Origin of the sequence: Allobosea sp. MMO-172, assembly GCF_037147855.1 — a bacterium.
GTDB lineage: Bacteria > Pseudomonadota > Alphaproteobacteria > Rhizobiales > Beijerinckiaceae > Allobosea.
The window spans coordinates 199,222-221,168 of record NZ_JBBCUM010000010.1 but is presented as its reverse complement, the minus strand read 5'-3'; the positions used below and the strand labels follow the sequence as shown (position 1 = coordinate 221,168).

The 21,947-nt window shown below is 66.5% G+C and carries 20 protein-coding genes; 4 read left to right on the top strand and 16 right to left on the bottom strand.

What is annotated here, in order from left to right:
- From WFK61_RS16680 to WFK61_RS16635, 10 genes are all read right to left on the bottom strand, one after another.
- Window positions 1-1,974: DNA translocase FtsK (locus WFK61_RS16680; protein WP_336813204.1), on the bottom strand; the 1,974-nt coding region annotated here is incomplete at its 3' end.
- A 125-nt stretch (window positions 1,975-2,099) separates the two neighbouring features.
- On the bottom strand, window positions 2,100-2,273 hold the full coding sequence (gene ccoS / locus WFK61_RS16675) for a cbb3-type cytochrome oxidase assembly protein CcoS (protein ID WP_336813203.1): 174 nt from the start codon (window positions 2,271-2,273) through the stop codon (window positions 2,100-2,102).
- Window positions 2,270-4,465 (bottom strand): heavy metal translocating P-type ATPase, encoded by a 2,196-nt coding sequence (locus WFK61_RS16670; protein ID WP_336813202.1) that lies wholly within the window; start codon window positions 4,463-4,465, stop codon window positions 2,270-2,272. Before WFK61_RS16670 ends, ccoS begins: the two co-directional genes overlap by 4 nt.
- Window position 4,466: 1 nt before the next feature.
- Window positions 4,467-4,988 (bottom strand): FixH family protein, encoded by a 522-nt coding sequence (locus WFK61_RS16665; protein ID WP_336813201.1) that lies wholly within the window; start codon window positions 4,986-4,988, stop codon window positions 4,467-4,469.
- Between the two features lie 20 nt (window positions 4,989-5,008).
- Entirely contained in the window at window positions 5,009-6,433 is a 1,425-nt protein-coding gene (ccoG, locus tag WFK61_RS16660) for a cytochrome c oxidase accessory protein CcoG (protein WP_336813210.1), read from the bottom strand.
- A 31-nt stretch (window positions 6,434-6,464) separates the two neighbouring features.
- Window positions 6,465-7,352 (bottom strand): cytochrome-c oxidase, cbb3-type subunit III, encoded by an 888-nt coding sequence (ccoP, locus tag WFK61_RS16655; protein WP_336813200.1) that lies wholly within the window; start codon window positions 7,350-7,352, stop codon window positions 6,465-6,467.
- A gap of 2 nt (window positions 7,353-7,354) precedes the next feature.
- Window positions 7,355-7,510 (bottom strand): cbb3-type cytochrome oxidase subunit 3, encoded by a 156-nt coding sequence (locus WFK61_RS16650; protein WP_055728507.1) that lies wholly within the window; start codon window positions 7,508-7,510, stop codon window positions 7,355-7,357.
- 11 nt (window positions 7,511-7,521) lie between these two features.
- Window positions 7,522-8,286, bottom strand: coding sequence for a cytochrome-c oxidase, cbb3-type subunit II (gene ccoO / locus WFK61_RS16645; RefSeq protein WP_336813199.1), 765 nt, complete (start codon window positions 8,284-8,286; stop codon window positions 7,522-7,524).
- A 12-nt stretch (window positions 8,287-8,298) separates the two neighbouring features.
- Window positions 8,299-9,912, bottom strand: coding sequence for a cytochrome-c oxidase, cbb3-type subunit I (ccoN, locus tag WFK61_RS16640; protein ID WP_336813209.1), 1,614 nt, complete (start codon window positions 9,910-9,912; stop codon window positions 8,299-8,301).
- 182 nt (window positions 9,913-10,094) lie between these two features.
- Entirely contained in the window at window positions 10,095-10,751 is a 657-nt protein-coding gene (locus WFK61_RS16635; protein WP_336813198.1) for a helix-turn-helix domain-containing protein, read from the bottom strand.
- A 217-nt stretch (window positions 10,752-10,968) separates the two neighbouring features.
- On the opposite strand from WFK61_RS16635, the gene WFK61_RS16630 reads away from it, so the two are divergent.
- The gene (locus WFK61_RS16630; protein ID WP_336813197.1) at window positions 10,969-11,442 is read left to right on the top strand and encodes a hypothetical protein; all 474 of its coding nucleotides are present in this window, start codon (window positions 10,969-10,971) and stop codon (window positions 11,440-11,442) included.
- Between the two features lie 28 nt (window positions 11,443-11,470).
- Here WFK61_RS16630 and WFK61_RS16625 read toward each other — a convergent pair whose 3' ends face one another.
- The 6 genes from WFK61_RS16625 to WFK61_RS16600 form a co-directional block, all read right to left on the bottom strand.
- Entirely contained in the window at window positions 11,471-12,190 is a 720-nt protein-coding gene (locus tag WFK61_RS16625) for a ribonuclease activity regulator RraA (RefSeq protein ID WP_257734644.1), read from the bottom strand.
- 133 nt (window positions 12,191-12,323) lie between these two features.
- Entirely contained in the window at window positions 12,324-13,241 is a 918-nt protein-coding gene (locus tag WFK61_RS16620; protein ID WP_336813196.1) for a dihydrodipicolinate synthase family protein, read from the bottom strand.
- A 30-nt stretch (window positions 13,242-13,271) separates the two neighbouring features.
- Window positions 13,272-14,783, bottom strand: a complete 1,512-nt coding sequence (locus WFK61_RS16615) for a tripartite tricarboxylate transporter permease (protein WP_336813195.1) — start codon at window positions 14,781-14,783, stop codon at window positions 13,272-13,274.
- 18 nt (window positions 14,784-14,801) lie between these two features.
- The gene (locus WFK61_RS16610; RefSeq protein ID WP_336813194.1) at window positions 14,802-15,290 is read right to left on the bottom strand and encodes a tripartite tricarboxylate transporter TctB family protein; all 489 of its coding nucleotides are present in this window, start codon (window positions 15,288-15,290) and stop codon (window positions 14,802-14,804) included.
- A 194-nt stretch (window positions 15,291-15,484) separates the two neighbouring features.
- Window positions 15,485-16,480 (bottom strand): Bug family tripartite tricarboxylate transporter substrate binding protein, encoded by a 996-nt coding sequence (locus WFK61_RS16605; protein ID WP_336813193.1) that lies wholly within the window; start codon window positions 16,478-16,480, stop codon window positions 15,485-15,487.
- Between the two features lie 70 nt (window positions 16,481-16,550).
- Complete coding sequence (locus tag WFK61_RS16600) at window positions 16,551-17,585, bottom strand: 4-hydroxythreonine-4-phosphate dehydrogenase PdxA (RefSeq protein ID WP_336813192.1); 1,035 nt, start codon at window positions 17,583-17,585, stop codon at window positions 16,551-16,553.
- A 152-nt stretch (window positions 17,586-17,737) separates the two neighbouring features.
- On the opposite strand from WFK61_RS16600, the gene WFK61_RS16595 reads away from it, so the two are divergent.
- The 3 genes from WFK61_RS16595 (at window position 17,738) to WFK61_RS16585 (ending at window position 21,676) form a co-directional block, all read left to right on the top strand.
- Entirely contained in the window at window positions 17,738-19,144 is a 1,407-nt protein-coding gene (locus WFK61_RS16595; protein WP_336813191.1) for an SAF domain-containing protein, read from the top strand.
- Window positions 19,145-19,196: 52 nt separating this feature from the next.
- The gene (locus tag WFK61_RS16590; protein ID WP_336813190.1) at window positions 19,197-19,862 is read left to right on the top strand and encodes a GntR family transcriptional regulator; all 666 of its coding nucleotides are present in this window, start codon (window positions 19,197-19,199) and stop codon (window positions 19,860-19,862) included.
- A gap of 221 nt (window positions 19,863-20,083) precedes the next feature.
- Window positions 20,084-21,676 carry an ABC transporter substrate-binding protein gene (locus WFK61_RS16585; RefSeq protein WP_336813189.1) on the top strand — a complete coding sequence of 531 codons (1,593 nt, stop codon included), beginning with the start codon at window positions 20,084-20,086 and terminating at the stop codon, window positions 21,674-21,676.
- The last annotated feature ends 271 nt before the right edge of the window (window positions 21,677-21,947 follow it).

Genomic DNA, 21,947 nt, shown 5'->3' with positions numbered 1-21,947 from the left:
CTCGATCTCCTTGCCGGCGACCATCATCAGGTCGGCCATCTCGTCGACGATGACGACGATATAGGGCAGAGGCTCGAGGTCCATGACCTCCTCCTCGTAGATCGCCTCGCCGGAATGCTTGTCGAAGCCGGTCTGGACGGTCCGCGTGATGACCTCGCCGGCGGCCTTGGCCTCGCCGACCCGGGCATTGAAGCCGTCGATGTTGCGCACCGAGAGCTTCGACATCTTCTTGTAGCGCTCCTCCATCTCGCGCACCGCCCATTTGAGGGCGACGACCGCCTTCTTGGGATCGGTGACGACGGGCGTGAGCAGATGCGGGATACCGTCATAGACGGAGAGTTCGAGCATCTTGGGATCGACCATGATCAGGCGGCACTCTTCCGGCTTCAGCCGGTAGAGGATCGACAGGATCATGGTGTTGATGGCGACGGACTTGCCCGAGCCGGTGGTGCCGGCGACGAGCAGATGCGGCATGCGCGCCAGGTCCGCGATCACCGGCTCGCCGCCGATGGTCTTGCCGAGGCAGAGCGCGAGCTTGTGCTTGGTCGCCTCGAAATCCTGGCTGGCGAGGAGTTCGCGCAGGAAGACGGTCTCGCGGCGGGCGTTGGGCAGTTCGATGCCGATCGCGTTCTTGCCCTGAACCACCGCCACGCGCGCCGACACCGCGCTCATCGAACGCGCGATGTCATCCGCCAACGAAATCACGCGGGAGCTCTTGATACCGGGGGCAGGTTCCAGCTCGTACAAGGTGACGACCGGGCCCGGGCAAGCCTGAACGATCTCGCCGCGGATGTTGAAGTCCTCCAGCACGCCTTCGAGCAGGCCGGCGTTCTGCTGGAGCATCTCGACCGGCATGGTCTCGGCCTGCTCCTGCGGCGGCTCGGCCAGGAACTCGATCGGCGGGAGCTGGAAGCCGGCATCCTGCACGACCGGCAGTTCGACGAGGCGAAGCTTGGCCCGGAACGGCGTGACCTTGGCGGATTCGGCCGCCACCGGCTCGGAACGCACGGGTTCTGGCTTGACGGGCTCGGGCTCAGCGAGCTTCGGCGGATCGATCTTGGGCTGAGCGATCCTGGGCTCGACCGAAGGCCGGGTGCTGCGCGCCAGCGGCACGCCAGGCTTTGCCGCGGCGACGGGTTCAGCCGGAAGCGGGGCTTCCTCCTCGATCGCAGGCGCTTCGACGGCCGGCATCTGCCAGGACGGCGTCGCGATCTGGAAACTCACCTGATAGCTCTGACCCCAGCCGAAGCCGGACCAGGCGGGTACGACGACCGGAGCGGCAATCGCCAGCGGCGCGGCCTCGCGCGTGGCGACCTGCGGCTCTTCGAAAGCCATGACCGGGGCATAGACCATCGCTTCCGCCATCATCGACGGAGAGGCGGCTTCGAACGCGAAATCGGCATCGTCACGCTCGGCCTCGGGCACGCATTCCCAGAAGGCGTGATCCGAAATGAAATCGAGCGGCGTCGCGACATCCTGCTCCGTGAAGGCGTCGACCGCCGCGGGAGCCTCGAACACCAGCTCCGCGGACTGCATCTCGTCAACGAAGGCGTTCTCGCCCGCGTCGAAAGTCAATTCGACATCGACCGGTTCGTCGATGATGGGCTCAGGCACCGGCTCGGTGCCGGGCGCTCCCCAGACCTGCCGGATCAGGTGATCCGGGGTGCGCCAGAAGCGGACGCGACTTTCCCCCGGAACAGGAGCGTTCGGGGACAGGCTGATGTCGAATCGCTGCCCGAGGACCGGCGAGGCGGAGAGTTCCCGCTCGGCCTGCTCCAGCTTGCGCTGGGCGTCAGCGGCGCGCGAAGGGCGGACATAGGTCGGCCAGAGGCTGGACGATGCCGGCTCGTTGCGAAGCGGCTCTGCGACAGAGCTTTCCGGGGTTGCGGACGGTGCGGTCTGCTGTGGTTGAGCGAGGCGATGATCCTCGGAAACGACGGCGTTCGCGCGGCGGAGACGATCCAGTTTTTGCATGGGCTTAGGCGAACACTACGCTTCGTTAACCTGAGACCCAGTCCTAGCCCGGCAGGGTTAAGAGACCGTTCCGGCGGCCTCCCTTGCAGTGTCCGAAGCTGGCGCGTCTGGCCCGGCCGAGGCGATCAGCGCGCCTGCTTTTCCGCAGGCGGCGCGGCGGCATCATCGTCCTGAAGCACACGCCAGGCGGCGCCTTCCAGATCGGCGAACTGGCCTGACCGCATGCACCAGAAGAAGGCACCCAGGCCCAGCAGGCCTAAGCCCAGCGCGAGAGGAAACAGGATGACGATGATGTTCATGCCTCTGCCTCCGAAGACCTCGCACTGCGTGCGCGCAGGGCGTTGAGGGTCACCACCAGCGACGAGCCCGACATGGCGACGGCAGCGACCAGCGGGGTCGCGAGCCCGGCGATCGCGATCGGCACCGCGACCGCATTGTAGAGCACCGCGAACCACAGGTTCTGCAACATCAGCCCGCGCGCCTTTCTGGAGATGCCGAGCGCGGCCGAGACGGGCGCGAGGCTGTCGCCGAGGAAGACGATATCGGCCGCCGCCTGCGCGAGATGGGTCGCGCTGACCGGGGAGAGCGAGACATGCGCGCCCGCCAGAGCCGGCGCGTCGTTGAGGCCATCGCCGACCATCAACACCTTGCGGCCATTGGCCGCCATGCTGTCGAGCAGGTTCAGCTTGTCGGCGGGCAGCAGGCCAGCCTGGACATGCGCGATGCCGAGCGCAGCCGCGATCGGCGCGACGGCCTCCGCCCGGTCGCCCGAGAGGATCGCGATCTCCAGCCCCGCCGCGCGCAAGGCGTCGATCGTCGCGCGCGCGTCCAGGCGCAGGCTCTGCCCGAGCGCCAGGACGGTACGATAGGCGCCATGGCGATAGGCGATCAGCGAGGCGCCCGGATGTTGCGCCTTCACCGAAGCCGCCTCCGCTTCGGCATCGCAGAAGGCGAGGCTACCGAGGCGCTGCTCGTCGCCGCCTTCGCCAGCCGACAGGCCGTGCCCACGCTCCTCGCGAACGTCCGTTCGGGGAGCGGTGGCGCCGAGCGCGCGGGCCAAGGCTTGCGCCAGCGGATGGGTGCTGGCTGCGGCGAGCGCGCCGATCTCGGCCCGCCGTTCGGCCGGCAGCGCCTCGGGATTGAGGATGTCGGGCTCGGGCAGGGTCAGCGTGCCCGTCTTGTCGAAGACGGCGATATCGGCCTCGGCGAGACGCTCCAGCGCATCGCCTTCCTTGAGCATGATCTTGCGCTTGAACAGGGCGGAGGCCGCCACGACCTGCACGGCGGGAATCGCGAGGCCGAGCGCGCAGGGGCAGGTGATGATCAGCACGGTAGCGGCGATCAGCAGCGCCTCCGGCCAGGCGAGCCCCCAGGCGAGCCAGCCAAGGAAGGTCGCGGCCGCCAGCGCATGGACCACCGGCGCATAGAGCCGCGCCGCCCGGTCCGACAAATGAACATAGCGCGAGCGGCTGCCGACGGCCTGATTCATCAAGCGGTCGATCTCGTCGAGCAGCGTGCCCTGGCCTGCGGCCTCGACACGGATGGTCAGGGCGCCCGTCAGGTTCAGCGTGCCGGCATGGACGCGCTCGCCCTGCCCGATCGCGGCCGGCGCGGTCTCACCGGTGACGAGGCTCTGGTCCAGCTCGGAGCGGCCGGTCTCGATGATGCCGTCGACCGAGACGCGCTCGCCCGGACGGACGAGGACGCGGTCACCGGGCTGGATCGCGGCGATCGGCGTGATCGTCCAGCTGCCGTCGTCGGCAAGCCTCGTCCCGGTCTCGGCCTTGAGGGCAGCGAGGTTGCCGGCGAGATCGCGGGTGCGGCGGCGCATCAATTGGTCGAGATAGCGCCCTATCAGCAGGAAGAAGAGCAGCATCACCACGCCGTCGAAATAGGCGTGGCGGCCATGGGTCCAGGTCTCGGCGACCGACATGACGAGCGCCAGCACGACGCCGATGGTGATCGGCACGTCCATATTGACGGCGCCGGCCCTGAGCGCCCGCAGCGCGCTCTCGAAGAAGGGCCGGCCGGCATAGGCCGCCGTCGGCAGCGCGATCAGCGCCGAGAGCCAATGGAAGAAATCGCGCGTCGTCGGGTCGATATCGCCGCTATTGCCGGCCCAGACGGCAACCGAGAGCAGCATGATGTTCATCGAGGCGAAGCCGGCAACGCCGAGGCGGCGCATCAGGCTGCGTTCCTCCGCGACGGCGCCGTCCTCCTGCCGCTCGGCGACGAAGGGATAGGCCTTGAAGCCGAGCGCACCGAGCTTGTCGACGACGGCCTCAGGCCGAAGCAGCGCCTCGCGCCATTCGACCGAGACGCGCTTCAGCGCGAGATTGACGCGGGCGCCGAGGATGGCGGGCTCGCGGCCGAGCCCGCTCTCGATCGCCTGCATGCAGCCGGCGCAGCGGATGCCGTCGACCGCCAGTTCCATGCTGGCGATACCGCCGTCGCGATGGCGCACGAAGACGGAAAGGTCCTGCGCCGCCATGTCACTTCTCCGGCAGGGTGATGCGGCTGCGTGAGACGAAGACGACCTCCTCGCCGCGCCGGGCCTGCAGTTCGAGAATCCAGGAGCCAGCCTCGACACGCTCGACATTCGCCTCATAGCGGCCGGGCTGGCGCTCGTTCAGCGTGACGGCGTGATCGCGCGCGGAGGTCGCGGGGTGGCGCAGCCGCGCCGTGGCCGAGAAACCGGAGAGCGGCTGGCCGAGACGATCCGTCAGAGACACGCCGAGCGCGGCGCCTTCGCCTTGCCGGGCGAGCGTGACCGCCGCCTTCCAGCCGCGAGCGTCGCGCGCGTGCTGGCGGGCGATCTCCTCGTTGAAATGCTGGCTGGTCTCGTAGGCGCTGCGCGTCTCGACGCCCGGCATGGTGCGCAGCGCGACTGTCAGGATCGTCGCGTTGACCGAGACGATGACGCCGAAGAACAGCACCAGCATCGCCGCGACCATTCCGCCGGTCAATTCGAAACGGCGGCGCGGGCGTGGGGCGGCAGGGGTGTCGCAGGACATCAGGAAAACTCCGCAGCAGCTCATGGTTTGGCTCCGGGCGCCATGAAGTGGTCGGCCGCGCGCACGGTCTCCCCGGCGAAGAGATCCGAGGCGGTGATGGTGATGGGTTGCGACGCCTCCAGCGGCACGCCGGCCGGCACGGTGACGAGCACGCGGACCTCGCGCGAGGAATCGGGATCGACGGTCACGACTGGCCTGACATCGGCGGTGGGCGCCACGCCGACGGCCTCGATGCGGATGCCGGGCAAGCCATCGACGGTCAGCGCGAAGGGGCGGGTCTCCGGACGCTTGTTGAGCAGGCGGACCACATAGGCGTTGCGGATCGAGCCGTCGCGCAGCGTGACGAAGAGCGGGGCGCGTTCGTGCAGCACCGAGATATCGGCGGTGCGGCGCGTCGCGAGCTGCCAGAGCATCGCGCCGCCAACCACGACGATCAGCGCCGTATAGATCGCCGTGCGGACCCGGAACGGACGGTAGATCGCCTCGAGGCCGGCCATCCGCCGCTTGACATTGGTCTCGGTGTCATAGGCGATCAGTCGCTTCGGGCGATCGACCTTGGCCATGACGGTGTCGCAGGCGTCGATGCAGAGCCCGCACTGGATGCAGTCGAGCTGGGCGCCGTCGCGGATGTCGATGCCGACCGGGCAGACCGCGACGCATTGATGGCAATCGATGCAATCGCCGGCCGGCACGCCTTGAGCCTTCAGCTTCAGGCCCTGCTTGACCGAGACGCGGGGCTCGCCGCGATCGTAGCGATAGGTGACGTTGAGTGCCTCGTCGTCTGTCAGCGCCGCCTGGATACGCGGCCAGGGGCACATGAACTTGCAGACCTGCTCGCGCATGATGCCGGCGAGCGTGTAGGTCGTGAAGGTCAGGATCGCGATCCAGACATAGGCCGAAAGCGGCGCGCTGAAGCTCGCGAGCTCCCGCACCAGCGTCGGTGCGTCGGCGAAGTACAGGACCCAGGCACCGCCGGTCCACCAGGCGATGACGATCCAGACCGCGTGCTTGGCGCTCTTGCGCCAGAGCTTGTCCGCGCTCCAGGGCGCTGCGTCCAGCCGCATGCGCTCGCGCCGATCGCCCTCGAAGAAGCGCTCGACGGCGAGGAAGAGATCGGTCCAGACCGTCTGCGGGCAGAGATAGCCGCACCAGACCCGGCCGGCGACCGCGTTCATCAGGAAGAGGACGAAGGAGGCGATGATCAGCAGGCCGGTGAAGTAGTAGACCTCCTGCGGCCAGATCTCGATGAAGAAGAAGTAGAAGCGCCCGTTGGCGATATCGGCCAGAACCGCCTGGTTCGGCAGATGCGGGCCGCGATCCCAGCGCAGGAACGGCAGCAGGTAGTAGATGCCAAGGCACAGGAAGAGGATGAACCATTTCGCGCGCCGGAACGGGCCGGACACGCTCTGCGGATAGACCTTCGCCGACGCCGCGAAGAGCGGCATGTCGTCGGGATCGGCCCCGGCCGTGCTCACGCTACTGCCCTCCCCCCAGCGAGTGGACGTAGACGGTCAATGCCTTGAGCGTGGCCTCGTCGAGGCGCCCGCCCCAGGCCGGCATCACGCCGTTGCGGCTATTGGCGATGGTCTCGGTAAGCGAGGCCATGTCCATGCCGTAGAGGCTGATCGCGTCGGTGAGGTTCGGCGCGCCCATCTCGGCATTGCCCTTGCCGGCCTCGCCATGGCAGGCGGCGCAATTATCGGCGAAGAGCTTGCGGCCGAGCGCGAGATCGGCCTTGGGCTCGGTCGAAAGGCCGGCCAGCTCGCGGACATGGTTGGCGACAGTCTTGATCTCGTCGCGCTTGAGCATGCCGTCGCGGCCGAAGGCCGGCATCTGGCTGACCCGCGTCTCGTCATTGCCGGCGACGCGGATGCCGTAGCGCAGCGTCTGCATGATCGCGTCGAGCGAGCCGCCCCAGAGCCAGTCGTCGTCGTTGAGGTTCGGATAGCCCTTGGCACCGGCGCCGCCGACGCCATGGCAGGCGGCGCAATTGTCGCCGAAGGCGGCCTTGCCCTGTGCCATCGCGATCTGGAACAGGGTCGGATCGGCCTTGATCTGAGCCGGCGTGGCCTCCGCCATCCCGGCAGCCTGGACCGCGCGCTGCGCCTTGAGCTGCGCCATGTCGGCGCTGATATCGGCGCGGCTGGCATAGCCGATGACGCCCTTGGTCGTGTCCGTCAACAACGGCCAGGCGGGGTAGACGACCCAGTAGCCGATCGACCAGACGATGGTGGCGTAGAAGATGCCGAGCCACCAGCGCGGCAGCGGCGTGTTCAGCTCGCGGATGCCGTCCCATTCATGGCCGGTGGTGGCGATGCCGGTATGCGGATCGATATGCGGGGCGTCGTGGTTCTTCTGGTCCATGATCAGTCCTCGCGCAGCGGATTGAGCGCGGCTTGCTCGAAGCGGGCGCGGTTCTTCGGCCAGAAGGCGTAGACGCAGACGCCGAGGAAGACGGCGACGAAGTAGAGAAGGCCGACGGACTGGGCGAAGCCGGCAAGCCAGTGATAGGTCGTTTGCATGGCAGCCTCGCTCAGCGGATGTTGGCCTTGTCGTCGTAGAGCTTGAAGTCGACGAGCGTGCCGAGCGCCTGCAGATAGGCGATCAGGGCGTCGGCCTCGGTGATGCGCTGCGGGTCGCCGTCGAAATCGCGCGACTGCGCCTTGGGGTAGCGCTTCTCCAGATCGGACTGGCCGGGATGGTCCGGCGTCGCCTGCGCCTTCAGATCGTTCTGCGCCTGGGCGATCATCTCGTCGCTATAGGGCACGCCGCCGGCGCGGTTGGCCCGCAACTCGTTCGCGATGTCGCTGGTGTTCAGCTCGGTCTTCGCCAGGAAGGGATAGCCCGGCATGATCGATTGCGGGACGACCGCGCGCGGCTCGGCCAGATGCGCCCGCTGCCACTCGTCGGAATACTTGCCGCCGACGCGGGCGAGGTCCGGCCCGGTGCGCTTGGAGCCCCACTGGAAGGGCTTGTCGTACATGCTCTCGGCCGCGAGCGAGTAATGCCCGTAGCGCTCGACCTCGTCGCGCAGCGGCCGGATCATCTGGCTGTGGCAGTTGTAGCAGCCCTCGCGGACATAGATCGCGCGCCCGGCAAGCTCGAGCGGAGTGTAGGGACGCATGCCCTGCACCGTCTCGATCGTGTTCTTCAGATAGAAGAGCGGCGCGATCTCGACGAGACCGCCGATCGAGATCACCAGCAGCGTGCCGAGGACCAGGACGATCGAGTTGGTCTCGAAGATCTTGTGCTTGGCCCAGAGCGACTTGCGCGCGGGCTTGTGTTCGATGCTCGTCATTCCGGAAGCTCCTCAGACGGCCATGGCCAGCGGCGCCGGCGCCTCGTCGGTGCGCGGCATCTCGGCCGCGCTCTCCGAGCGCACGGTCATCCAGAGGTTGAAGGCCATGATCAGCGCCCCGATCAGGAAGAGCGCGCCGCCCATTGCGCGGATCACGTAGAAGGGATGCATCGCCGCGACGGTCTCGATGAAGGAATATTCGAGGAAGCCGAGCGCGGTGTAGGCGCGCCACATCAGGCCTTGCAGGATGCCGGAGACCCACATCGCGCAGATGTAGAAGACGATGCCGAGCGTCGAGATCCAGAAGTGCCAGCTCACCAGCTTGAGCGAGTAGAGCCCCTTGCGGTTCCAGAGCCAGGGCACGAGGCAGTAGATCGCGCCGAAGGAGATATAGGCGACCCAGCCGAGCGCGCCGGCATGGACATGGCCGATGGTCCAGTCGGTGTAATGCGACAGGCCGTTGACCGCCTTGATCGACATCAGCGGCCCCTCGAACGTGGCCATGCCGTAGAAGGCGAGCGAGACCACCATCATCCGCAGAACGGGGTCGGTGCGCAGCCGGTCCCAGGCGCCTGACAGGGTCATGATGCCATTGATCATGCCGCCCCAGGAGGGCATCCACAGCATGATCGAGAAGGTCATGCCCAGCGTCTGCGCCCAGTCGGGCAGCGCGGTGTAGTGGAGATGGTGGGGGCCGGCCCAGATATAGATGAAGATCAGGGCCCAGAAGTGGATGATCGAGAGCCGGTAGCTATAGATCGGCCGCTCCGCGCGCTTGGGCACGAAGTAGTACATGATCGCGAGGAAGCCGGCGGTGAGGAAGAAGCCGACCGCGTTATGGCCGTACCACCACTGGAACATCGCATCCTGCACGCCCGACCAGAGGCCGTAGGAGCGCGGCGACAAAAGCGAGACCGGCACGGCGACGTTGTTGCCGATATGCAGGACCGCGATGGTCAGGATGAAGCCGAGATAGAACCAGTTCGCCACATAGATATGCGGCTCGCGGCGCTTCATCACCGTGCCGAGGAAGACCAGGAGGTAGACGACCCAGACGATGGTCAGCCAGAGATCGGCATACCATTCCGGCTCGGCGTATTCCTTGCCCTGGGTGATGCCCAGCAGGTAACCCGTGCCGGCGATGACGATGAAGAAGTTGTAGCCGAGCACGACGAACCAGGGCGACAGCGTGCCGGCCAGCCGCGCGCGGCAGGTGCGCTGCACGACGTAGAAGGACGTGCCGATCAGCACGTTGCCACCGAAGGCGAAGATCACCGCCGAGGTGTGCAGCGGCCGCAGGCGGCCGAAATTGATCCAGGGCAGGTCGAAATTGAGGACCGGGAAAGCGAGCTGGAGCGCGATGACGAGGCCGACGGCGAAGCCGGCGATGCCCCAGACCATGGCGGCCACGGTCGCGAACTTGACCGGCTCCATGTTGTAGTTGGGCTTGCCGTCGATCTCCTGCGGCTCGACCGGAACGCTGCCGTCGAAGCAGCGATTTGCGATCAGGACGATGCCGACGACGGAGGCCAGGACGCCGAGCATGGCGTGGAAGGCATAGCCGGAGTTCTCGGTCAGCGCCGCGATGATGATCAGGGGCAGCACGCAGGCCGCCGCGATCAGCATCCCGATCAATTCGCCGACAGTTACCTGCCTGACAGGGCTTGCCGTTGCCGTCACCTTCTGACCCCGCTTCGTCGCCGGCGCATGAGCGCGCCCATTGCGGGAGACTTAGCGAGCGGGGGACGGCGGGGCGTTGATTCAGGTCAAGGGCGGCGGCGCGCAGGGTGCGGCGCCGCGGCGCAGGCTCAGGCCGCGACGGCGCTCATGCGCTCGGGGTTCATCACGCGCACGCCGCCGGGGACGATCAGGATCGTCTTGTCCTTGGCGAGGCGGGTGAAGGTGCGGCTGACGGTCTCGATGGTCAGGCCGAGGAAATCGGCGATGTCCTGCCGCGTCATCGGCAGGGGCACGGTGACCGAGGGCTTGCCCAGCCGCGCCCAGCGCTGCTGCATGCCGAGCAGGAAGCAGATCAGCTTCTCCTCGGCGGTACGCCGGCCGAGCAGCATCATCTGCTCATGGGCGAGCGTCAGCTCATGCGTGGCGAATTCGTGCAGGCGCTTCAGCAGATGCGGCTTGGCATCGACCAGCGCGGTATAGGCGCCGCGCGAGAAGGCGCAGGCCGAGACCTCGCCGATCGCATCGGCCGAGAAACCATAGGCGTCGCGCATCGCGAGACCGAGGAAATCGCCCGGCAAGGCAAAACCCACGACCTGACGGCGGCCATCGGAGAGAAGCTTGTAGAGGCGCACGACGCCGGCCGTGACGTTGTAGACGGAATGCGCCTCGCGCCCCTGCGTGAACAGCGTCTCGCCCGAGGCGAAATGCGTGGGATGCGCCAGCGATTCCAGCAGCGCCAGCTCGTCGTCGGAGAGCGACGCGCAGACGCTGACCAGACGCACCATGCAGCTGCGGCAATTGCCTTCACCACGGTGCGCAGCGCTACAGGCCGAAGGATGACAGTTCACGATCGCATCTTCCCACTTATCGGAAAGACCATAACCGAGGCCGGCAAGGTCACAAAGCACGCTCGCAACGGCAGTCGACGAAATTGATCCAGATCAATGCGACGACAGGCCCCACGCAACCACCGTGCGCCCCTGAATTCGGGAGAAGCCGCACGTGACGGGCGATGATATCTTCGAGGTCGCGCGCATCGCGCCGGCCGGCGCCGACACGGTCTTCAGCCTCGTCGCCATGCTGCATCCGGAGGTGACGCCGGAGGGCTGGGCCGAGTTCGTGCGCGACAATTCGCAGGACGGCGCCAGGCCACGCGGCGTCTTCGCGCTGCGCGACGCGCGCGCCATGCCGCATGCCGTCTTCACCTTCCGCGTCGCGCAAACGATCGCCGGCGGCGCCGCCCTGGAAATCTCGGAGCTCGCGATGCTCCGGCTGCCGGGCACGCATCTGGTCAACGCGCTGCTGCGCTTCGCCAACCAGCTCGCGGTCGAGCTCGACCTGCCCCGGATCGCGATCTCGCTGGAGCGTTCGGCCGCCTGGCCGCAGGACCATGACGCGCTCCAGCGCTCGGGCTTCCAGGTCGACCGGATGATGGTGCTGGGCCGGGCACAGCTGGCGCCGACGGCCCCCAATTGACCTGCCTCAAACCGAGGGGTTGGCCCGCTCAGCGGCCGTTGGCCTTGCGCCAGGCCGCGAAATCGACCTTGGTCTGCTCCTCGGTCGCCGGGTAGAGGCCGAGGATCGAGCGGCCCTTCAGGACCTCCTCGGTGACGAAATCCTCGAAGGCGGTCATCTCGACGGCCTCGGCCGCGACCTCGTCGGCGAGATGGGCGGGGATGACGATGACGCCCTCGGCATCGCCGACCACGACATCGCCCGGGAAGACCGCGACATCGCCGCAGCCGATCGGCACGTTGATGTCGATCGCCTGATGCAGGGTCAGGTTGGTCGGGGAAGACGGGCGGTTGTGATAGGTCGGGAACGGCAGTCCCGCGATCTCGTAGGAATCCCGGAAGCCGCCATCGGTGACGACGCCGGCGACGCCGCGCTTCATCAGGCGCGAGACGAGGATGCCGCCGGCCGAGGCCGCGCGCGGGTCCTTGCGGCTGTCGATCACCATCACGGCGCCGGGCGGGCAGTCCTCGACCGCCTTGCGCTGCGGATGGGCGCGATCCTGGAAGACGGAAAGCTGGTTCAGGTCCTCGCGCGCCGGGATGTAGCGGAGCGTGAAGGCCTCACCGACCATGGTGCCGGCGCCGGGATTGAGCGGGCGGACATCCTGGATGAACTGGTTGCGCAGGCCGCGCTTGAACAGGGACGTGCAGAGCGTGGCGACGGAGACCGTGCGCAGCTTCTCGCGGGTTTCCGGCTTGAGACTGGGCATGCGTTCACCTTCTGACGTCCGTGGCTCCCGCCGGACGGCAGGCAAGGGAGAGGTTCCCGCGATCCGGCCCGCTTTGTAAAGGCGGTGTGGGGTGCGAAAAACGCAACCCCCACCCTGACTGACGACTATTCGCCTATTTGCCCCAGCGCAGCGCCAGCGGATCGAGCTCGCGTGCGAGTTCGATCAGGCCTTCGCGGGTCTTCGGATGCAGCGGCGTCAGGGGATGGCGCACGGCCTCCGACCGGATCACGCCGCCCTCCTTCATCACCGCCTTGGCCGAGCGCAGGCCGCATTGCCGGTTCTCGTAATTGATGATCGGCAGGACGCGGGCATAAAGCGCCGCCGCCTGCTTGCGGTCTCCCGCCGCATGGGCCGCGAGAATCGGCTTGATCAGATCCGGGATCATCGCCGAGGTCATCGTGCCGGTCGCGCCGGCATCGAGATCGGCCATCAGCGTGATCGCCTCCTCACCGTCGAAGGGGCCGACCACGGCGCCGCCGCCGGCCTCGATCAGCGCGCGCAGCTTGCCCGCCGTTCCGGGCACCTCGATCTTGAAATAGCGGACGAGCGGAACCTCCTTTGCCAGCCGGATCATGAACGGCACGGTCATGGTCACGCCGGAGAGCGGCGCGTCCTGCAGGATGATCGGGATGCCGCAGGCATCGGCCACCGCCTTGAAATGCTCGATCATGCCCTGCTCGTCGGCCTTGAGCAGCGCGCCGTGATAGGGCGGCATCATCATCAGCATCTTGGCGCCGGCGTCGGCTGCGGCCTTGGCGCGGGCGGCGGCGATACGGGTCGAGAAATGCGAGGTGGTGACGATCACCGGCACGCGGCCGGCGACCTGCTCCAGCGAGAGCCGCATCACCTGATCGCGCTCCTCGTCGGTCAGCAGGAACTGCTCCGAGAAATTGGCGAGGATGCAGATGCCGTCGACGCCCTGGTCGACCATCAGGTCCATGACGCGCTTGTTGCCCTCGATATCGAGATCGCCGTTCTCATGGAAGATGGTCGGCGCGATCGGCAGGATGCCCTTGTAGGGTTCGGTCATGGCGTCATCTCGTGTGGCGACGGAAAGAGTTCAGACAGTGCTGGCGGCCTTGGTGCCGCGCAAGCGGCGCGCGACCGAGCCGATGACCGGCATGACCAGCAGCGCGAGGCCGATCGTCATCAGCGTCGAGACCAGCGGGTTCGACCAGAAGATCGAGAGCGAGCCCTGGCTGAAGATCATCGACTGGCGGAAGGCGTCCTCCGCCTTATCGCCGATGACCATGGCGAGCACGAGCGGCGCGATGGGATAGTCGAGTTTCTTGAAGACATAGCCGACCAATCCGAAGATCAGCGCCAGCCAGATGTCGAATTCCTTGCTCGCGGCGGTGAAGGCCCCGATGAAGCAGATCACCACGATGATCGGCCCGATGATCGAGAAGGGGATGCGCAGGATCGAGGCAAAGAGCGGCACCGTCGCCAGCACGACCACGACCGCGACGAGATTGCCGAGATACATCGAGGCGATCAGGCCCCAGACGAAATCCGGCCGGTCGGTGAACAGCGTCGGGCCGGGATTGAGGCCCCAGATCATCAGGCCACCCATCATCACTGCTGCGGTCGCGGAACCGGGAATGCCGAGCGCCAGCATCGGCAGCATGGCGGCCGAGCCGGCGGCATGGTCGGCGGTCTCCGGCGCGATCACGCCCTCTGGCTCGCCCTTGCCGAACTTGGCGGGGTGACGCGAGGAACGCTTGGCCATGGCGTAGCTCATGAAGGAAGCCGCCGTCGGCCCGCCCGGCGTGATGCCCATCCAGATGCCGATCAGCGAAGAGCGCAGCAGGGCGAACCAGTAGCGCGGCAGCTTCATGGCCGTGCGCAGCACGTCCCCGACACGGACCTTGGCGGCGACGCCCTCGAATTTCAGCCCCTCCTCCATGGTCAGCAGCAATTCACCGATGCCGAAGAGGCCGATGACGGCGATCAGGAAGCTGACGCCGGCGAGCAGCACGTCGAATTCGAAGGTGAGGCGGACATTGCCAGAGACGGAGTCCATGCCGATCGTCGCCAGCGCGAAGCCGATCGCCATCGAGACGACAGTCTTGAAGGGCGAGGCGCCGCCGAGCCCGATGAAGCTCGCGAAGGTCATGAAGTAGACGGCGAAATACTCGGGCGAGGAGAAGCGCAACGCGAATTTCGCGACCCAGCCGGAGAGCAGCGTGATCAGGATGACGCCGGCCAGCGCGCCGAACCCGGCCGAAAGGAAGGCGAAGGAGAGCGCTTCCGTCGCCTTGCCCTGCTTGGCCATCGGGTGGCCGTCGAAGGTCGTCGCGACCGAGGATGGCTCGCCGGGGATGTTGAACAGGATCGAGGTGGTCGAGCCGCCGAAGAGCGCGCCCCAGTAGAGCGAGGTCAGCAGGATGATCGCCGAGACCGGGTCCATCGAGAAGGTCAGCGGCAGCAGGAGCGAGACGCCGTTGGGCGCACCGAGCCCCGGCAGCACGCCGACGAGCACGCCGAGCAAGACACCCGCCATCATCAGCAGGACATGGTGCGTGGTGAGCGCGACCGAGAAGCCGTGCATCAGGTTGGCGATGTTATCCATGCTGCTATCCCCGCCGTCTCAAAGGCCGATGAGCGGCTCGATCGGGCCCTTGAGCAGGCCGATCTGGAAGAATTTCTCGAGCGCGAAATAGAAGAAGGCCGCCGTCACGAAGGCGGTCGCGAGGCTTTGCAGCCAGCCATAGCCACCCTGGAAGCGCATCGCGAAGACGAGGTAGAGGATCGTCGCGACATACATGCCGAGCGTCGCGCTCAGCAGGACGAAGGCGACGAGCGGCAACAGGAAGGCAAGCACGCGCTTGCCGCGCTCGGCATCGAGGAAGGCCTCTGCGAGGGCCGCCTTGCCGGCGACGCGCTGGCCGAGGGTGACCGCGATCGTGCCGAGGCTCGCCAGCGCGATCAGCGCGCCGGCATAGAAGGGAAAGGCGCCGGGCTGCGGGCCTGACGTATCCCAGCCGATGCCGAATTCGAGCGAGCCCTTCACGATGACGAGCCCGAAGACCAGCGTCAGGACGGCCGTCCCGATCTCTGCCCAGAAGCGGGTGATCATGCGGTGGGTTCCTCCTTGCGGGAGCGGCGGGAAGGCACGGCAGTAAGGAGAGGCGGGTCATCCCGGACGGAGCGAAGCGCAGATCCGGGATCCATGCCTGAGCGGACCCGATGAAGGTTCCGGCTTGGATCCCGGGTCAAGCCCGGGATGACCGCGCGTTGTTTTGAGGCAGGTCGGCTCGCGCCGATCCCACCTTACTTCGCGACCCAGCCTTCGTTCTCGAAGACCTTCTTGTTCGCCGCCTCGTCCTTGGCGACAAAATCGGCGAGTTCCTTGCCCTTCATGAACTTGGCGGTCTGGGCGGTGCGCGTAACGAATTCCTGCCATTCCGGGGTCTTGGAGACCTTCTCCAGCAGGCCGGCATAATAGGTCACGGCATCGGCCGGGACATCGGCCGGCAGCCAGACGGTGCGCGGCATCTGGAAGGTCTCCAGCGGCAGGCCCGCTTCCTTGCAGGTCGGGATGTCGCCCCAGCCCTTGCCCTCGAAGACAGGCTCGCCCTTGGCGAGACGCACCGGCGAGAAGACGCAGAGCGGCTTCACCTGACCAGCCTTCCACTGGCCGATATTCTCGTTGGGATTGTTGGTGTTGGAGTCGATATGGCCGCCGGCGAGCTGCACCGCCGCGGCGCTGCCGCCCTGGAACGGCACATAGATCCATTTCACGCCGGCGGCGTCCTGGATCATCGAGGTCAGGGTCTGGTCGGTGTCCTTCGACTGGCTGCCGCCCATCTTGAAGCCCATCGGCTTGGCCTTGACCGCCTCGATATAGGCCTTGGCGTCGGCATAGGGAGCGTCGCCCTTGACCCAGAGCAGGAACTCGTCGAGCGCCAGCGCCGCGACAGGGGTCAGGTCCGAGACCTTGTAGCCGAGCTTGGCGACGTAAGGCAGGAGATAGGCGTTGTTGGTGCCGAAGATGACGCGGTTCGGATCGCCCTTGGCGCCCTTGCCGTAGACATAGCCTTCGGCGCCCGAGCCACCGCCCTTGTTCACCACCACGATCGGCTGCTCGGTGAACTTATGCTTGGTGATGATCGACTGGATGATACGGGCGAAATTGTCGGTGCCGCCGCCGGCGCCCGAGGTCACGACGAACTCGATCGGCTTGGTCGGCTCCCAGGCCTGCGCGGCACCGATGCCGCCAAGCGTGAGCGCACCGGCGAATACAGCCGAAATGGCGATGGTCTTCATGGTTTCTCTCCCTGGGTTCTGATCTTGCGAGGCCGCTCTTGCCGGCGGCTTTGTCGAAACGCTTGGAAAATCAGGCGGCTGCGCGTGCCCTCGCCTTGCCGTCCTGGGCCATCTTGATGGCGAGTGCGAGCGCGGCCCGCGTCGCGCCGAGATTGGCGATGCCCTGGCCTGCGATCTCATAGGCCGTGCCATGGGCCGGCGTGCAGATCGGGAAGGGGAAGCCGCCGATCAGGGTGACGCCGCGGTCGAAGCCGATCAGCTTCATCGCGATCTGTCCCTGGTCGTGATACATCGTCAGCACGGCGTCGAAATCGCCGTTCCTGGCGCGCAGGAAGACGGTATCGGAGGGGAACGGCCCCTCGACCGTGAAGCCCTTGGCCTTGGCTGCCTTCACCGCCGGCTCGATCGTCTCGATCTCGTCGCGGCCGAAATTGCCACCGTCGCCCGCGTGGGGATTGATGCCGGCGACCGCGATGCGCGGCGGGTTGAAGCCGGCGGCGCGCAGATTGGCATCGGCCAGCGTCAGCGCCCGCAGAATGCGCTCCTGCGTGATGTTCTGCGCGACCTCGGACAGCGGGATATGCGAGGTGACGCGAGCATTCCAGAGCTTGTCGAGGATGTTGAACTCGCTCGCCGCGCCCTCGAAGCCGATCGCATCGCGCACGAAGCGGATCTCGTCGTCATAGCCGGGATAGGCGAAGCGCATCGCCGCCTTGTTGAAGGGCGTGAAGAACACCGCATCGGCCTTGCCGGAAGCGGCGAATTGCAGCGCGCGGCGGAAATTCTCGGTCGCGGCCTTGCCGCCGGCCAGCGTCGCGGTGCCGCGCTTGAGATCGGCGGGATCGTGGTTGGCGAGATCGACGAAGACGGGCCGGTCGCCGAGCGGCAGCGCGTCGCCATCCTTGACGACCTGGACCTGCGGGTCGGCGCCGCCATCCTTGATGCCGAGATCGAGCAGGCGTTTGTCGCCGAAGACGACATAGCGGGCAGCGCCGCGCAGATCGGTTTCCGACAGGATGCGGGCCGTCAGCTCGGGGCTGATGCCGGAAGGATCGCCCATCGCCACGGCGATCACAGGCAAGGCGTCATTCGTCCGCTCATTCATGGCCGCCACTCCGCTGCCTGATCGTTCCTCTGGCTCCGTTGGCTAACACAAGCGGACCGCCCACTCAAGTATGCTGTATGCAGCATATCAAAATCGATGTACTGATCTGGCAGGCGCCAGCTGCGGATTGGGCTGCACCGGAGGAGGGCCGAATGAATTTCCATGCGCATTACGCCGGGATCAGCGAACCGGTCGAAACCTGCCTCGTCGGCAGCGGCAGCTTCGGGCGCAGCTATCTCGCGCAGTCGCGCCGGACGCGGCTCGTGAATGCGCGCATTGCAGTGGACGTCACCGCCGAAGCGGCCGGTAAGGCTTTCGCGGCGGCCGGTTTCGGGCCCGGCGAGATCGCCCTGTGCACGACCGGAGCCGAGGCGAAGGCCGCATGGAATGCCGGCAAATGCATCGCCGCAGCGAGCCTCGACGTCGTCATGGACTTGCCCTTCGCGCTGCTCGTCGAGGCCACGGGAAGCCCGGAAGCCGCGACGCGGCACAGCCTCGCGGCGATCGATGCCCGGCGCCATGTCGCGCTGGTCTCGAAGGAGGCCGACAGCGTCGTCGGTCCGGGCCTGGCGCGGCTCGCCCGCGACAAGGGAGTCGTCGTGACGCCGGTCGATGGCGACCAGCCGAGCCTGCTGATCGCGCTGACGAGCTGGGCCGAAGTGCTTGGGCTCGACATCATCGCGGCGGGCAAATCGAGCGAGTACGATTTCGTCCTCGACACCGCGACCGGCGCTGTCACCTGCAACGGCGTGACCCGCTCGCTGCCGGCGCTGCGCGAGCATTGGCTGCCCGGTTCGCGCTCCATCCTTGCCAATGCCGCCGAGCGCGCGCGCATTCTCGGAGAAGCATTCCCGCTGCGGGCCGTGCCCGATCTCTGCGAGATGACGCTGGTCGCCAATGCGCTCGGCTTCTCGGCCGATGCCGCCGGCTTCCACGCACCGCCGGCCCGCGTGCCAGAACTGGCCGATCTCTTCGCCGAGCACAGCGAAGGCGGATTGATGGGCGGCACGCGCCGTATCGACGTCTTCCATCATCTGCGCCTCGCGGAGGAAGCAAGCTTCGCCGGCGGCGTCTTCATCGTCGTGCGCTCAGACAATGCCGAGACCTGGGAGGTGTTGGCCGGCAAGGGCCATGTCGTCAGCCGCAGCGGCAGGACGGCCGCGCTCTACCTGCCGCGCCACCTGCTGGGCGTCGAGGTCGCGACATCCATTCTCGATGCAGCCGGCCTCGGCCGCTCGGGCTATGGCGACGATTATCGGCCAAGGCAGGACCTCGTCGCGGTGGCGCAGCGCGACCTCGCGGCCGGAACGGTGCTGAAGATGGGCGGGCATCATCACAGCATCGAGAATGTCGGTGCCGAGGTGAGACCTGCGGCGGCGCTCGCGAACGACCGCCCTGCCCCGTTCTACCTCGTCGCCGACCGAACGCTCGTCCGCGCGGTCAAGGCCGGCGAGGCCATCCGTCTCGGCGATGTCGAAATCGCCGAAGAGTCCGGATTGCTGGCGATGCGCCGGCGTCAGGATGCGCTCTTCGTCGCCGACGAGAGCACGTCCGTTTGACAGCGCGGGAGCTGCGTGCCGTAACGGAGTGGCCGGAAACAGTGGAGCAACGATGAGCGAGACGGCGGCCGATTATACCCCGATCATGCGGCGGACCCTCCATGACGAGGTGCTGGAGCGCCTGCGCGACATGATCATCGAGGGGCGGCTCGCTCCCGGCCAGCGCATCAACGAGGGCCAGGTCGGCGCCCAGCTCGGCGTCTCGCGCACGCCGCTGCGCGAGGCGATCAAGACGCTCGCCAGCGAAGGGCTGGTCGAGATCCTGCCGGCCAAGGGCGCGATCGTCCGGAAGTTCACGGCCCGCGACCTCGCCGACATCCTCGAAGTCATCAAGAGCCTGGAGCAGCTCGGCGGCCGGATCGCCTGCGCGCAGGCCAGCGACGCGACGATCGAGGCGATCCACAAACTGCACAAGGACATGCTCGCGCTCTATGCGACGCGCGACCGGCTCGACTATTTCAAGCTGAACCAGGCGATCCACACCGCCATGGTCGCCGCGTCGGGCAATGCGGTGCTGGTCGAGATGCACACAACCCTGCAGGCCCGGATCAAGCGACTGCGCTTCCTCGGCAATGAAGGCCCGGAGAAATGGGCCGGCGCTGTCGCCGACCATGAGGAAATGATGGCGGCCCTGCTCAAGCGCGACGCGGACGCCCTGTCCGAGGCGATCGGCCGCCATATGGACACGACCCTGATCCGGGTTCGCGACGTGCTCTGAGCCGCCGGGAACGGCTCCTCCTCGCGACGAGCCCGGCCTCTGAGCAATCGTTTACCGTTCCGCCGGAGGCCGTCTTGCGGCTTCCGAAACGCCTATCCGCGCCCCCCTTCTTTCAATAAGCTGTAGACAAGGCGGCCCGGGCACTTCCACCCACGGAGCTTCCGATACAACGGGGCCATTCACCGCCCTGCCAGGGCGGATAGGAGTTCAAGGAGACATCCATGAAGAGAATTCTGTTGGCGACGCTGTCGGCGACCGCGCTGATGGCGGCGCAGCCGCTGATGGCCAAGACCCTGGTCTATTGCTCGGAGGGCAGCCCCGAGAATTTCGCGCCGAGCGTCAACACCACCGGCACGTCCTTCGACGCTAACACCCAGATCTACGACACGATCGTTCAGTTCGAGCGCGGCGGCACCAAGGTCCAGCCGGCGCTCGCCGAGAAATGGGACATCTCGCCGGATGGGCTGACCTACACCTTCCATCTGCGCAAGGGCGTGAAGTGGCACTCCAACCGCACGTTCAAGCCGACGCGCGATTTCAACGCCGACGACGTGATGTTCATGATCGAGCGGCAGTGGAAGGAGGACCACCCGTTCTTCAAGGTGACCAGCTCGAACCACTCCTATTTCAACGACATGGGCATGCCCAAGCTCTTGAAATCGGTCGAGAAGGTCGATGACTACACCGTCCGGTTCACGCTGAACCAGCCGGAGGCGCCGTTCCTCTCCGATCTCGCGATGCAATATGCCAGCGTGCAGTCGAAGGAATATGCCGACGCCATGCTCAAGGCCGGCACGCCCGAGAAGATCGACCAGGATCCGATCGGCACCGGCCCGTTCTCGCTGGTGCAGTACCAGAAGGACGCGATCATCCGCTACAAGGCCCATCCCGACTACTGGGCCGGCAAGGCCAAGATCGACGACCTGATCTTCGCGATCACGCCGGACGCCTCGGTGCGCTGGGCCAAGCTCCAGAAGGGCGAATGCCATGTCATGCCCTATCCGAACCCGGCCGATCTCGACGCCATCAAGAAGGACGCCAATGTCGAGATCCTGGAGCAGCCGGGCCTGAACATCGGCTACCTCGCCTACAACACCGCCAAGAAGCCGTTCGACGACGTCAAGGTGCGCCGCGCCGTCAACAAGGCGATCAACAAGAAGGCGATCATCGACGCGGTCTATCTCTCCAGCGGCGTCGCGGCGACCAATCCGATCCCGCCGACCATGTGGTCCTATAACGAGACCATCAAGGACGACCCCTATGATCCGGAGGCGGCCAAGAAGGAGCTGGCCGAGGCCGGCTATCCGAACGGGCTCGAGATCGACCTCTGGGCGATGCCGGTGCAGCGCCCCTACAACCCGAACGCCAAGCGCATCGCGGAGCTGATGCAGGCGGACCTCGCCAAGGTCGGCGTCAAGGCCGAGATCAAGACCTTCGAATGGGGCGAGTACCGCAAGCGCCTGCAGGCGGGCGAGCACCAGACCGGCATGTTCGGCTGGACCGGCGACAATGGCGACCCGGACAACTTCCTGCACACGCTGCTGGGCTGCGACGCGTCCAAGAACAACGGCGGCAACGTCGCCAAGTTCTGCTACAAGCCCTTCGACGATCTCGTCGTGAAGGCGAAGACGGTCACCGACCAGGCCGAGCGCGAGAAGCTCTACCGGCAGGCCCAGGTGATCTTCAAGGAGCAGTCGCCCTGGTTCACCATCGCGCATGCGGTGCAGCTGAAGCCGGTCCGCAAGGAAGTGAAGGACTTCAAGCTCTCGCCGTTCAGCCGCCACGTCTTCTACGGCGTCGATATCGGCAAGTGATGCCACGCCTTTAAAAATTTGGTGCGGGCCGGGCATTTGTTGCTCGGCCTGCACCAGCATCGTTCCGGTCATTGCGCCGAGACGACGCCTATCTTTTCAGGTCTTGCGCGGATCGCCGCCGCCCGCCGCGAATTCGACGCCCAAACCCACAGTTTTCGACGCTTCGTCCTTGATCTTTCGCCCGATCTCGTGTTTTGCGCTCCGCCAAAATTCGAACTTGAATAAAACGACAAGACAAGCCGCTGCGCAGGACGTGCCCCGGCCAAAAAGA

Excerpts from the sequence above, each read along its gene's own strand:
- WFK61_RS16610 (WP_336813194.1), bottom strand. The coding sequence starts at position 15,290 with ATGATCACCCGCTTCTGGGCAGAGATCGGGACGGCCGTCCTGACGCTG.
- WFK61_RS16650 (WP_055728507.1), bottom strand. The coding sequence starts at position 7,510 with ATGCAAACGACCTATCACTGGCTTGCCGGCTTCGCCCAGTCCGTCGGC.
- WFK61_RS16605 (WP_336813193.1), bottom strand. The coding sequence starts at position 16,480 with ATGAAGACCATCGCCATTTCGGCTGTATTCGCCGGTGCGCTCACGCTT.
- ccoS (WP_336813203.1), bottom strand. The coding sequence starts at position 2,273 with ATGAACATCATCGTCATCCTGTTTCCTCTCGCGCTGGGCTTAGGCCTG.
- WFK61_RS16615 (WP_336813195.1), bottom strand. The coding sequence starts at position 14,783 with ATGGATAACATCGCCAACCTGATGCACGGCTTCTCGGTCGCGCTCACC.
- ccoG (WP_336813210.1), bottom strand. The coding sequence starts at position 6,433 with ATGCCGCTCTTCGCGGCGTCGGCGAAGGTCTATCCGCAGAGCGTGTCC.
- WFK61_RS16670 (WP_336813202.1), bottom strand. The coding sequence starts at position 4,465 with ATGGCGGCGCAGGACCTTTCCGTCTTCGTGCGCCATCGCGACGGCGGT.
- WFK61_RS16595 (WP_336813191.1), top strand. The coding sequence starts at position 17,738 with ATGAATTTCCATGCGCATTACGCCGGGATCAGCGAACCGGTCGAAACC.
- WFK61_RS16635 (WP_336813198.1), bottom strand. The coding sequence starts at position 10,751 with ATGGTGCGTCTGGTCAGCGTCTGCGCGTCGCTCTCCGACGACGAGCTG.
- ccoN (WP_336813209.1), bottom strand. The coding sequence starts at position 9,912 with ATGCTGATCGCGGCGGCCTGCGTGCTGCCCCTGATCATCATCGCGGCG.
- WFK61_RS16590 (WP_336813190.1), top strand. The coding sequence starts at position 19,197 with ATGAGCGAGACGGCGGCCGATTATACCCCGATCATGCGGCGGACCCTC.
- WFK61_RS16600 (WP_336813192.1), bottom strand. The coding sequence starts at position 17,585 with ATGAATGAGCGGACGAATGACGCCTTGCCTGTGATCGCCGTGGCGATG.
- WFK61_RS16620 (WP_336813196.1), bottom strand. The coding sequence starts at position 13,241 with ATGACCGAACCCTACAAGGGCATCCTGCCGATCGCGCCGACCATCTTC.
- ccoP (WP_336813200.1), bottom strand. The coding sequence starts at position 7,352 with ATGGACCAGAAGAACCACGACGCCCCGCATATCGATCCGCATACCGGC.
- WFK61_RS16585 (WP_336813189.1), top strand. The coding sequence starts at position 20,084 with ATGAAGAGAATTCTGTTGGCGACGCTGTCGGCGACCGCGCTGATGGCG.
- ccoO (WP_336813199.1), bottom strand. The coding sequence starts at position 8,286 with ATGACGAGCATCGAACACAAGCCCGCGCGCAAGTCGCTCTGGGCCAAG.
- WFK61_RS16665 (WP_336813201.1), bottom strand. The coding sequence starts at position 4,988 with ATGTCCTGCGACACCCCTGCCGCCCCACGCCCGCGCCGCCGTTTCGAA.
- WFK61_RS16625 (WP_257734644.1), bottom strand. The coding sequence starts at position 12,190 with ATGCCCAGTCTCAAGCCGGAAACCCGCGAGAAGCTGCGCACGGTCTCC.